The following is a 13,197-nucleotide window of genomic DNA, read 5'->3' as shown; positions in this document are numbered from 1 at the left end:
AGGATCTCCAGTGACAAAAATTCTGAGACTGTGTGTATCTTTTAGTGTCATGCTGGTATCTGTCGGGTTACTCATATTCATCGGCGTAGGGGAATCATACCGGGTGATTCCGTCATTGACGCTCAACCAGATATGTAAGCAGGTACAGATGGTCAGTAAAGACATCGAATATAATCTCAAACTCGGCTTGCCAATGGAATATCCGGGATTTTCCGTCAGGTTATATCAATTTGCACTCAACCATCCACAAATTGAGCAGGCAACTTTGTCTAAAATCAATCCCTTAAACAATGAAAAGCACCAAGGTGCGGATTTGTACTCACATGATCTACGCTGCAGCATGCCGGAAAAGCAGTTACTGGAGCATATTCATTTTAATCTGAGCGGATTACTTAAAGAAATTAATCATATAAATCAATATCATCTGGTGTACCCGGTCGGGAATACACCAGAAGCTCTGATAGACATAACGCTCACTGCCGGGCTTTTTTCCCGGCCTATTCTGCTCCAGTTTCGTCCGGTTACCCGGCTGGTTGCCATTTTCATGCTGATTTGTCCTGTTCTTCTTCTCATGCAGGAAAAGTTGAGCATGGCAAAGCGGGTACGTTTTAAAAAATGGCTTCATCACTGTATGTTCTTACTGGTGACAACCATTGTTACATTCCAGTACATCTCTCTTTATCAGGATCAGTTGAAATCCAGTTCAGTCACACTGGCCGATGCAATAGAATCCCGCTTATCTTCTCCACTGAAAATGGGATTTGATCTCACTTCAAATTTCAGTGGTCTGAACCAGCTTCTTAATGACTATGCAGCAAATAATCCTGATATCAGCTACCTGTACATCAGCAAACAAGGCAAAATCGTTTTCAGCCCGAAACAAGCGAGCCAGCCGGAAGTCATCTTAAGTAGCTGCGCACCTGCACCGCACAAATCCTCTGTCAGAGTATGCCGGAGACTTGCGGACAGTGATTATGTTCTGATCATAGAAACGCCATGGTCCGTCATTTATCAAAAGGTCATCCGTGTCGCCAGAAATATTCTGGTCCTTTTTCTGGCATCACTGTTACTGGCAAACCTGTTTATCGGTGGTATGTTGCCTTCCGAATCAATATCCAGGCGGTATATCCGGTATCTCAGTTCACCTTCCGGAGCGACTCAAATTCAGGTAGAACAATCTGTATATCATTTGCTGCCACTATTCGTTTTGGGTGTCCTGACAGAGTCAATCAGTCTATCTTTTATTTCATCATATCTGGCTCAAACATTAGCGGGGAGTCCCTATACAGCCAGTATGGCTTTTTGTGTCTATTACATCTGTTTTGCTGCAATGTTGATTCCGGCAGGACGTTGGGCAGAAAAGCACAGCCTGCGGCACATGCTGATACTGTCACTATTTATAGCAACACTGACTCAATCCGGACTGGCAACGACAACCAATCCACATATTCTCATACTATGCCGGGCACTTTCGGGCGCAACCCAAAGTGTATTTTTCATTGCGGTACAAAGTTATCTGCTCACCGCCTCTTCCCATCTTCCTCAGCTCAAAAGCGGAGAGAAAATACTCTCGGGTTTCAATATCAGCACAATATCCGGAATGACAATCGGCGCACTGCTCGCCTATACGTTAGGTGAAAAGCACGTCTTCATGTTTGGTGGATTTCTTGGCATGATCGCCTTTGTCAGTTGTGTCATTTGTATCCGTGATATTCAACCCGGACAGCCAGCACATCTGTCAGTTGCAGAAAAAGCCTCAAACCTCGCCTTGCAGGAACACAAATCACCGAAAACTTTCCTGACACTATTGAAAGATATCGACATCTATAAAAGTGTCATGCTGGTTGGCTTTCCAGCCAAAGCCCTCTATGTTGGTATCATCGTTTTTTTGCTGCCTATTCTGTTGGCAAGCCAGCAATTTCAACCTGACTTAATCGGACAGATACTGGTTTGTTACTATCTTGGTTCAATGGCGGCAACAGTGTTACAGCGACGCTATCCGCAATTGACAGAATCACACCACAGGATCATCTGGCTGGGTTGTCTCGGCAGTGGCGTTGCGTTAGTCATCATTGGTCTGGGTTCACTGAATGATCCATTTCTTACCCATTTCAATGGATATCTCAGCCGGGAATCCTGCAACGCACTGAGATTTTCCTGCGGCGTTTTTCTGTTGGGGCTTTCGCAGGGGCTGATTCAAAGCGCTGTCATTCCTCAGGTTCTGAATACAAAATCGGCCCGGCTTTTAGGCAAGAACACACTTTCAGCTGCATACCGTTTTCTCGAACGGCTGGGCCATATCTCAGGTCCATCCCTGGCTGCATTTTTTCTGATTTCTAACGGCGGGATTGAGCCACCACGCATCATGTTACTCGGTGTTTATATCGCCTTTTCCGGTAGCATTTTCTTTATTCTGTCGCATCAGGCTAAAGGAGCACAACCCTCATGAACAATGACCACATCAAGCTCATTTCACTTCTTTTGCTGTGCCTTGTCAGTGGGTTTACGCCTGCAAAAGCCACGGAAGATATTGCAAACATTCTTTCAGACATCAGGTCCGATGCGAAAAGACAACATCAGCAGAAAACACCTCATTTCTGCCGGTATCTAAAACAAGTGATGCGCTCAGACCCGGAGGTATTTGAACCTTACTCATGCTCGGGCTCCTCGTTTCTTCCGGGACAGCACAACAAAGTCGTCCGGGTAAAAACGACGCCCAAATCTGATATTAAGCTATTGGTTTTACAATCAAAATCATCATCAGCTTACGATATTTCTGCACAAACGATTATCGATGAGTATGCCCGGAATGGTATTCGGGCCGAATTTATTATCCTTAATTATCAAGGATCGGAGACCACAGCGCTTGCGGCCATAAAACTCGCCGAAACAAAGCAGTTCAATCAAATCTTTGCGATGGGTTCAGCAGCGACAAGACTCTTAACGAAGAACTACCAATACGGTTCGATACCAGTCATTACGGTGTGTAGTAAAAACCCGGTTGCGATGGGGCTCATTCCCTCTGCCCGGAAAGTTTCCGGCAACCACATTGCCTATACATCACTTAATATTGATATCAGCACTCAAATTGAATACCTGAAGCAGAAATTCCTGCCCAGGCTACGACGGATTGCGGTGATTTATCACGGAAAAAACAGCAGCTCAATTCAAACACAGGTTTTACCCCTGCAGCACTACCTTGCAGTAACAGACACAGGAATCAGCCTCGAGCTTATCGAAGTGAATCTCCATCACTTGGCTTACTCACTGTATCAACCCATGCTTGAATTCTCAGCACAAAGTGCTCACACAGATGACAGTATTTTTCTTCTGACCGGAAGTACCGAATTATTTATGATGATCGACCAGATTAATGCACATGCAGGCGACATACCGGTTTTGAGTGTGACCCCAAGCCATGTCGTTGCCGGACCAGACAGTGTATTTATGTCTATTGGCGTCAGTTTTAAAAATAACGCTTTGCTCGCAAGCCAATACAGTCTTCACTTGATACAGGGTCTTGTTCAACCAGATGAATTACCAGTCGGCATTGTAAAAACGCCAGATATTGCCATTAACTTTATGCGTAAACCTCAGACAGGGCTCAAAGTCCCTTTTCATTTTTTCGAAGATGCCATCAAGATCTACGACTATCAGGGCCACCCGGTATTTAAGGAGGGATCTCATGAGTTCAATAAAAAGTGAAAATTCTGAGAACATGATTTCTCAGCCAGAACAAAATACAAAGCAAAAACCAGATGGCCCAACCTGTCATGACCATATTATCCGTCAGGCACGCCATGATTATAAATCAGAGCTGAGTTATGCCATTGAAGAAGTCGACTTAATTCTGAGCTACTTATGCCGGAAAGGCATGAAAATCGCACCGGATATCATTCAGGATATTTTAAATACAAAACTGGCTTTCAAGACAAATGGTCAGGTATCTGTACTGGAGGAGTCCCGTTTCTGGCAGTGTTATGGCGTTTTATCTGAACAAATCAAACCAGCAACACTGGCCAGTATTAAGGAAACCAGCCCCTCCGGTTTCTGGCAACACCAACATCAGGGGCGATATAAACGAATTAAACGCATCCCGATGTACTACGGCATTGCAATTTGTCTCTTGCTCTCTGTGACTGTGATCTTGCAGTCTTACTATATGATCGGACTTGATGTATTACAGAAAACGGATGAATTGTTTATCAAAAGAAATGACATTCAGGAACAAATACGTTCACTCAATGCCCGGCCACCACAACAATTAAATGCCGGTGAACAGGATAGACTCAGTCAGTTACAACGTCAGGAGAATCTGCTTGATCAACAATTTGATTCTAACCGGATCCTTTTATATCAGTGGAACACTGTCTGGCGGTTCGGAAGAAGTCCTCAGGTAATTTTTTCCGGATATGACAATTTTATCTACCATAAAAAGTTACAAGAAGCTCAGCAACAGATTGAACGCCTGAAAAACATGTCTTCAACCCGCAAGAACAACAAAAAAATCAGCCGTTATCAGCAGACAATTGATCAGCTGAAAGCAACCCGTCAGTTACATACGTCCCGGTATTTATTCTTCAGTGCCCGGATTTCTGCCGGTCATATTATCGACCTGCTGGAAAGCTATATCTTGCCTCTGTTGCTGGGATGTACAGGTGCTTTCACACTGGTACTGCGGTCCATCTATCAATCATTCAGGGAAGAAACATTTACAGTAAAAAGTTGTCTGGATTATAACCTCAGAATTTTGCTGGGCGGTGTAATGGGCATTTCCAGTGGTATGCTATTCAGTGATGGGCAGTCTGTGATTGAAGCGGAATATTCACCCATGTTGATCGCTTTTTTAATCGGCTATAACGTCGAAATATTATTTTCTCTGATGGATAATCTGGCACGGCGGCTTTCTCATACTGAACAGAAAGAAAGGACTTAACTGGTACAGGCAGCAGAACCAAACCGGCGAATCACAATGTTCGCCTGTTTGGTGGTGATGGAAGTTCAGCAACTTAAACCAACCCTGCATCCGTCAGCTGCTGATGCTCTTCGTCACTTAAACGGACAGACATCGCTTTGGCAAAACTTTCAATATGGGCTGTTTTTGTGGCACTGGCAATCGGCGCGGTGACTGCTTTTTCACCAATCAGCCAGGCCAGCGCAATTTCTGCGGGTTGAGCCTGGTGATGCTCACTGATTTCATCAAGCAATTTCAGGATACCAAGACCTTTTTCATCCAGATATTTACCGATACCATCGCCGCGGGCGCTCTTGGACAAATCCTGCGTTGAACGATATTTTCCGGACAGAAAGCCGGAAGCCAGACTGTAATAAGTCACAACCCCGATGTTTTCCCGCAGACACAGGCCCTGCAAATCGGCATTAAATCCGTTCCGGTCATACAGATTATATTCCGGCTGAAGCACCTGATAAGCAGGCAGCGTATGTTGTTTTGCCACAGCCAAAGACTGACTGAGTTGTTCCACATCCAGATTGGAAGCACCAACCGAGCGAACCTTACCTGATTTCAGCAGTTTTTCATAAGCGCCCAGCGTCTCCTCGTAAGGTGTACTGTCATCCGGCCAGTGAGAAAAATACAGGTCAATATAATCGGTCTGCAAACGGCGGAGCGAATCTTCAACAGCCTGAGTAATCCATTTTTCTGACAGCCCTTTATGACCGGGAATTTTCAGATCATCACCGACTTTGGTAAACAATTTAATTTTATCCCGCATTGCAGGCTTCGCTTTCAGCCAGTGGCCGATAATTGTTTCCGACTCCCCGCCCTGATTTCCGGGTGCCCATGTTGAATAAACATCTGCCGTATCTATAGCGTCAAAACCATGATCGACAAAGGCATCTAAAATAGAAAAGCTGATTTTTTCATCAATTGTCCAGCCAAATACGTTCCCGCCAAAAACCAATGGCACAATATCAAAACCAGTCGTTCCCAATGCCGTTTTTTGCATCTTTTCTGTCTCCTTTGTTTTATAACCGTTACTATTTTCATAACGATTGATGTTTTCGTAACGATTGATGTTTTCGTGACGATTCATGTTTTCATAACGATTGCTGCTTTTATACCGGTTCCCGGCAATGAACCGATCAAATCACAGAAAATCACGCCATAACCGGGCAAGTATAATGTTGAGAGTGTCTGTTGGTCTTAAACAGAACAGCGGCCAGAATAACATATACACCCAATAGCATAAACACTTATACCATGCTAAGTCATTTTCTGATCTGGATATTTTCCAGATTGGTACTGCTTGAAAAAAATAAAGCCACCTGCAAATGCAGGTGGCTTCGCTATTCTCCGGTACCCGAAAGTTCCGGTGGATCATTCAATCATCACGCATGCTTATTTTTATAATCCTCGCCATTGACCCACTCATGATCAGCTTCCCAGGTAAACAGCCACTTCCGTGATGGTCCCGCCATGACATTCAGATAATAGTTATCATAACCGGCAATCGTAGCGACCGGGTGATACCCTTTGGGCACTTTCACCACATCTTTGTCATACACCGCCATGGACTCATCAAGAGAGCGATCATCGGTGTAAACCCGCTGCATACAGAATCCCCGTGATGGATTAAGCCGGTGGTAGTATGTTTCTTCCAGATAAGTTTCCTGTGGTTCATTGGCAGTATCATGTTTATGACTCGGATATGAACTGGTGCAACCCTCGTCGGTATAGACTTCCACAACCAGTAAACTATCCGCCTGCGCATAATCCGGCAGAATATTATGAACAAAACGCTGATTATTCCCCTGCCCCCGCGCTTCAGCATCAATATCATCCGGAGCAATCAGGCGGGTTTCAAAAGTTCCGTTCCCCGGTGCTTTGCACACCGCAAGCTCCAGTTTGGTTAACGCTTCAACTTCACAGTGATCATCCGGAGCAAGATAAACCGCATACGGCTTCTTGCGTTCAAACGGGCTCATCCTGTCTCCGATTTCACCGAAGCTGACGGTCTCCGTTTTTACTGTTGCCTTCCCGGCAACAAGCACCAGACAAACTTCCAGTCCGGCATCATGAATCGCCAGTGTCTGTCCCGGCTCTAATTCATACACTTCGAAGCCGACATGCTCCCAGCCGGCATTGGCCGGTGTTATTTTCTGTGTGCATCCATCCTGCGCTGGATCACTATATTTTGAAAGCAGTTTTGACATAAGACGTTCCTCACCTAATCTTTAAGTTTTTCCGCCAGGTACATTGGCCTGATGCATTTCAGTTCAACTTATACTATGAAACATTCATTTCATTTTCAATCTCTATTTATCATGATGATGCGATCATTTTCACAAATGAAATGATCGTATCCAACAATTTTACCGGGATCACAAAAGTATTTTTCATTTCACAAAAACATTGAAATGAAATTTATATTCCATATAGTAACGCTATCACGTAATGAAATGCAGTGTCACACGGCAGGTAAAGAGACCGGTTCTCCGGCTCCTCTGATTACATTAATTTGGAGAAAGTGGTTATGAGCACGATAAGAATGACGACCGCGCAAGCGCTGGTGAAATTTATGAACCAACAATATGTTGAGTTCGATGGCGGTCAGCATCAGTTTATCCATGGTGTATTTACGATTTTTGGTCACGGTAATGTGCTCGGCCTTGGTCAGGCACTGGAAGAAAATGCCGGAGAACTTGTTGTGCACCAGGGCTGTAACGAACAGGGTATGGCCCATGCAGCGATGGGGTTTGCCAAGCAAAACAAGCGTAAAAAAATCTATGCCGTTACCTCTTCCGTCGGACCTGGAGCTGCCAATATGGTCACTGCCGCTGCGACAGCGACAGCCAACCGAATCCCGGTGTTATTCTTACCGGGAGATACATTCGCCACCCGTCAACCCGACCCGGTTTTGCAGCAGGTCGAGCAATATCATGATGCTTCGATCAGCACGAACGACTGCTTTAAACCCGTTTCCCGTTACTGGGACCGGATTAACCGCCCGGAACAGCTGATGTCAGCGATGATCAATGCGATGCGTGTGCTGACAGACCCTGCTGACACAGGTGCGGTAACCATTTGTCTGCCTCAGGATGTCCAGGGAGAAGCCTATGACTTCCCTGAATATTTCTTCCAAAAACGCGTTCACCGTATTGAACGTCGTCCTGCGACAGAGGCGATGATTCAGGATGCCGTCAGTCTGATCAAGCACAAGAAGAAACCCCTGCTGGTTTGCGGCGGCGGTGTACGTTACTCAGAAGCACATGAAGCATTCCGTCAGTTCGCCGAAACATTCAACATCCCGTTTGGGGAAACTCAGGCCGGCAAAAGCGCCATTGTGTCTGATCATGAGCTGAATCTGGGTGGTGTCGGCACCACCGGTTGTCTGGCTGCAAACTTAATCGCTAAAGAAGCGGATCTGGTCATTGGCGTCGGAACCCGTTTCACCGATTTCACCACCGCGTCAAAATCACTGTTTCAGAATCCCGACGTTGATTTTCTGACCATTAATGTATCAGAATTTGATGCCGTCAAACTGGATGCTGTACCGGTCATCGCCGATGCCAAAGCAGCACTGGATGCACTCACACCGGCCTTGCAGGCAGCCGGATATAAAAACAGCTATGCCGGTGAAATTCAGTCAGCCAGACAAGCATGGCAGGCAGAGCTTCAAAGGCTGTTCACCCTGAAAGCGGCCGATGGGTTTGTTCCGGAAATCGACGGCCACTTCGACAACCAGCTTGAAGAATACAAAAACGCGCTGAATACCCGCCTGACGCAAACCCGCGTGCTGGGCATTTTAGATCAACATCTTGAGGACAATGCCATTGTTGTCGGTGCAGCCGGTTCACTTCCGGGCGATCTGCAACGCCTCTGGCAACCGAAACAGCCCGACACGTATCATATGGAATACGGCTATTCCTGTATGGGCTATGAAGTCGGGGCTGCGGTCGGGGCGAAAATCGCCCGGCCGGATCAACCGGTGTATACCATGCTCGGTGACGGCTCCTATATGATGCTGCATTCAGAGCTTCAAACCTCGGTTCAGGAAGGCGTGAAGATTAATGTTGTTCTGTTCGACAATGCATCATTCGGTTGTATTAATAACCTGCAAATGAGCCAGGGGATGGGCAGCTACGGGACCGAGAACCGCTTCCGTGACCCGGAAACCGGACAGATGACCGGCCCGCTGGTCCCGGTAGATTTCGCAAAGAATGCAGAAAGTTATGGCTGTAAAGCCTATCGTGTCCATACCGAAGAAGAACTTGTCGCTGCCATTGCAGATGCGAAACAACAAACCGTATCCACACTGATTGATATCAAAGTTCTGCCCAAAACGATGACGCATGGCTATGAGGCCTGGTGGCATTGCGGCACGGCACAGGTGGCAGAAAAACCTGAAATTGTCGAGGCAGCCAAAGATATCAGGCGTGTTCTGGCTAAAGCACGTCAGTATTGATTTCCTTCGTTTACAAAGGTCTGTTGACCCTAAAAACAACCGTTTAGCTTACTTGCTACACTTCCACCATGGGGCATGTCACTCATGGTGGCTTTTTATATGTATATCTAGAGCGGGTATACGCCACCTCAGCATACCGGTTCTGTATCAGAATCCGTGGTCATTCCCAGATTAAAATTTTCATTCATCACACAGTTGAAATTAAAATTCCAGATAGATCACACAATGAAATAAATGACGCTTCATCTATTGAAAATGAAACATATATTTCGTATAAATTAGTTATTGAAATAATCAATGCAACGCATCTGCTGTAACAACTGCACTTGTCTGAATGGTCAGGTGATAAGTGGCAAGGTTATAAGTAACAAGTTTATAAGTAACAAAGTTATAAGTAACAAAGTGATAAATGGCGAGGGTGATTCACCCGAACCAGTGGTCAGAAAAAGCAGATAAAGAATTCAGGTTGTGGACCGGATCTCGTGAGGAGCAAATTGTGAATAGTGAGAAAAAGTTTGACGTCATTTGTATGGGGCGCATCGCAGTAGATCTTTATGGTCAACAGATAGGTGCCCGTCTGGAAGACATGGGTTCATTCAATAAGTATTTGGGTGGCTCTTCTGGCAACGTCGCATACGGAACCGCAGTTCAGGGGCTCAAATCATCGATGCTGGCCCGTGTTGGTGATGAACATATGGGCCGCTTCCTGCGCGAAGAACTGACACGTGTCGGATGTGATACAAGCCACTTGATTACCGATAAAGAACGGCTGACTGCGCTGGTGATTCTTGGAATCAAAGATGAAGATACTTTTCCGCTGATTTTCTATCGTGATAACTGTGCGGACATGGCGATCTCTAAAGATGACTTCACAGAAGACTATATTGCTTCAGCCCGCTGCCTTGCCATTACCGGCACCCATCTTTCCCATCCTCAAACCCGTGAAGCGGTGCTGACAGCGCTGAAATATGCCCGCCGTCATGGTGTAAAAACCGCACTTGATATTGATTATCGTCCGGTTCTGTGGGGGCTGACTTCTTTAGGTGATGGTGAAACCCGCTTTATCGAATCAGACAAAGTCACTGAACAACTGCAGGAAGTCCTTGGCTTGTTTGATGTGATTGTCGGTACTGAGGAAGAATTCCATATCTGTGGCGGCTCAACCGATACCGTTGAAGCCCTGAAAGCCGTTCGTCAGGTTTCAGACGCGGAACTGGTGTGTAAACGTGGTGCGCTGGGTTGTTCTGTCTTCTCCGGCGACATTCCGGCACAACTGGATGACGGCATCACCGTTTACGGCGTTCGCGTTGATGTCCTGAATGTGCTGGGTGCCGGGGATGCCTTTATGTCCGGGCTGCTGCGTGGCTACCTCAACAATGAAGGCTGGGAAAAAGCCTGTGCGTATGCAAATGCCTGTGGCGCACTGGTGGTTTCACGCCATGGCTGTGCACCGGCGATGCCAACCAAAGTTGAACTCGATAACTATCTGGCGCGGGCTCAGGAAGTGTCCCGTCCGGACCTGGATGACGAACTGAATCACCTGCACCGGGTGACAACCCGTAAATCACCGGCCTGGGATGAACTCTGTGTGATGGCATTTGATCACCGCATCCAGTTTGTTGAAATGGCCCGCGAAGCTGGCGCAGAGACTCACCGGATTAAACCGCTGAAAAAATTGATCATTGAAGCCAGCCGACAGGTTGCCAAAGAAGCCGGTCTGCAAGGCAAAGCCGGACTCCTGTGTGACAGCACTTTTGGTCAGGATGTTCTGAATGACGTCACCGGTGAGGGCTGGTGGATTGGCCGCCCGATCGAATTACCCGGCTCACGTCCGCTGGAAATGGAACATGGCAACATTGGTTCACAGCTGGTCAGCTGGCCTTTAGAGCATATTGTTAAATGTCTGGTGTTCTTTAACCCTGAAGATGATCACCCACTCCGCCTTGAACAGGAACATCAGGTCAAAGAAGTCTATCAGGCGTGTTGCCAGTCCGGCCATGAATTACTGATTGAAGTCATTCTGCCACCGGGCACAGAGAAAGATGATGACCTGTATCTGCGCGCGATCAAACGCTTTTATAATCTGGGTGTCAAACCGGACTGGTGGAAGCTGCCACCGATGGCCGCCAGCAGCTGGGATGCGCTGTCCGGGCTGATTGATGAACGTGACCCCTATTGCCGTGGTGTCGTGATTCTCGGACTGGACGCACCAGCAGAACAATTAAAACAAGGCTTTGCTGAAACAGCAGGCAAAAATATTGTCAAAGGGTTTGCAGTCGGACGTACCCTGTTTGGTGAACCATCTCGTCAATGGCTGGCGAATCAGATTGATGACCAAACCCTGATTGATCAGATTAAATCCAATTACCACAACTTAATCACGCTTTGGCGACAACGCGGTCAATAGCCCCGGAAGTCATTCCCGGTCAGGGAATGACTTCAAAATCCATCACCGCGAAAGCAATGAACGTGAAACAATAGGAGACGACGCAATGAGTGTTCAACTAGGTATTAACCCGCTGACCTGGACCAACGATGACATGCCAACTCTGGGTGCAGAGACACCTCTGGAAACCTGCCTGTCAGAAGGCAGACAGGCTGGGTTCGCAGGATTTGAACTGGGGAATAAGTTTCCGCGCAAAGCCAGCATTCTCGGCCCGATTCTGGCAGAACATGATCTGAAACTGGTGTCGGGCTGGTACTCTCTGGAACTGCTGAGCCGTAGCGTAGAAGAAGAAATTGAAGCCGTGCAGGAACACCTGACCCTGTTACGTGAACTGGGCGCAACCGTCATGGTTGCCTGTGAAGTGACCAATTGTATTCACGGTGCTCAGGATACACCGGTTCACCTGCGTCCCCTGTTCCCTGCTGAACGTTGGGAAGAGTACGGTCAAAAGCTGACTGAATTTGCAAAATATACACAGAGTCAGGGTGTGCAGATCGCCTACCACCATCATATGGGAACCGTGATTGAAACAGCTGAAGACGTTGATAATCTGATGAAATATACCGGCCCTGAAGTGGGTTTGTTGCTGGATACCGGCCATTTGACCTACGCTGGCGCCGATCCTGTCGCAGTCGCAAAGCGTTGGGCAGATCGGATCAACCACGTTCACTGTAAAGACATTCGTGCTGACGTTCTGGCAGATGTGAAGAACCGTAAGTTAAGTTTCCTTGATTCGGTGCTGGAAGGTGTATACACCGTGCCGGGCGATGGCTGTATCGACTATCCTGCTGTTTTCAGTGTTCTGAAAGAAGTCAGCTACAGCGGCTGGCTGGTTGTTGAGGCAGAACAGGATCCGGCGATTGCGCATCCGCTGACTTACGCAACAATGGGCTATAAGAATCTGGAAAATCTGGCAAAACAGGCCGGTCTTCTGTAACGAACCCCCGAAAAATAGAGTTCACCCCCGAAAAACACTTCACACTTGATCGCAGTGAAGCAAAAAAAGACATCTCCTGTCTTGAGCGTCCTCCGGGGCGCTCTCCCCCATCAATCCGTTCCCGCTGCACATGCCTCTGAAGGTCACCCGGATCTGAAGATACAAAGTTTGGTGAGACTTGTTTTTGTTGGGGTTCTTTTCCGGATGACATCACCCGGTCTGGTGATTCAGTTGTCTTTCTGTTCAACATTCAAAGACCATTCATTGAACAATTATATTGAAATATATATTTCATCACTTCACTGATGATTCAAATCAATTCACCCCGCAATTGAAACAAAATATCTCATCTGGCATAAAATAAATAAATTCATTCTATTTCAATTAGT

8 protein-coding genes are annotated in these 13,197 nt (G+C 46.7%); 6 read left to right on the top strand and 2 right to left on the bottom strand.

All coding sequences use genetic code 11. From position 1 onward, the window contains the following. The first annotated feature begins 10 nt into the window (after positions 1-10). The 3 genes from OCV29_RS19840 to OCV29_RS19830 are packed head-to-tail and all read left to right on the top strand — an operon-like array spanning position 11 to position 4,936. On the top strand, positions 11-2,449 hold the full coding sequence (locus OCV29_RS19840; protein WP_073602135.1) for an MFS transporter: 2,439 nt from the start codon (positions 11-13) through the stop codon (positions 2,447-2,449). Further along, on the top strand, positions 2,446-3,705 hold the full coding sequence (locus OCV29_RS19835; protein ID WP_073602134.1) for an ABC transporter substrate binding protein: 1,260 nt from the start codon (positions 2,446-2,448) through the stop codon (positions 3,703-3,705). Before OCV29_RS19840 ends, OCV29_RS19835 begins: the two co-directional genes overlap by 4 nt. Continuing rightward, positions 3,686-4,936: a hypothetical protein gene (locus tag OCV29_RS19830; RefSeq protein WP_073602133.1), complete on the top strand. Its 1,251-nt coding sequence runs from the start codon at positions 3,686-3,688 to the stop codon at positions 4,934-4,936. Before OCV29_RS19835 ends, OCV29_RS19830 begins: the two co-directional genes overlap by 20 nt. Positions 4,937-5,009: 73 nt before the next feature. Here OCV29_RS19830 and OCV29_RS19825 read toward each other — a convergent pair whose 3' ends face one another. Both OCV29_RS19825 and iolB read right to left on the bottom strand, forming a co-directional pair. Beyond that, positions 5,010-5,966, bottom strand: a complete 957-nt coding sequence (locus OCV29_RS19825) for an aldo/keto reductase (protein ID WP_073602251.1) — start codon at positions 5,964-5,966, stop codon at positions 5,010-5,012. Positions 5,967-6,348: 382 nt separating this feature from the next. Continuing rightward, complete coding sequence (iolB, locus tag OCV29_RS19820; protein WP_073602132.1) at positions 6,349-7,173, bottom strand: 5-deoxy-glucuronate isomerase; 825 nt, start codon at positions 7,171-7,173, stop codon at positions 6,349-6,351. Between the two features lie 320 nt (positions 7,174-7,493). Here iolB and iolD point away from each other — a divergent pair, with 320 nt between their 5' ends. From iolD to iolE, 3 genes are all read left to right on the top strand, one after another. Continuing rightward, a complete protein-coding gene (gene iolD, locus OCV29_RS19815) occupies positions 7,494-9,425 on the top strand; it encodes a 3D-(3,5/4)-trihydroxycyclohexane-1,2-dione acylhydrolase (decyclizing) (protein ID WP_073602131.1) in 1,932 nt (643 codons plus the stop codon). Between the two features lie 496 nt (positions 9,426-9,921). Further along, a complete protein-coding gene (locus tag OCV29_RS19810) occupies positions 9,922-11,832 on the top strand; it encodes a bifunctional 5-dehydro-2-deoxygluconokinase/5-dehydro-2-deoxyphosphogluconate aldolase (RefSeq protein WP_073602250.1) in 1,911 nt (636 codons plus the stop codon). An 85-nt stretch (positions 11,833-11,917) separates the two neighbouring features. Continuing rightward, positions 11,918-12,808: a myo-inosose-2 dehydratase gene (iolE, locus tag OCV29_RS19805; protein ID WP_073602129.1), complete on the top strand. Its 891-nt coding sequence runs from the start codon at positions 11,918-11,920 to the stop codon at positions 12,806-12,808. Positions 12,809-13,197: the final 389 nt, after the last annotated feature.

The organism is Vibrio aerogenes, assembly GCF_024346755.1.
Classification (GTDB): Bacteria; Pseudomonadota; Gammaproteobacteria; order Enterobacterales; family Vibrionaceae; genus Vibrio; species Vibrio aerogenes.
Note: the sequence above shows the minus strand (reverse complement) of the source record. Positions and strands in the feature narration are given on the sequence as shown.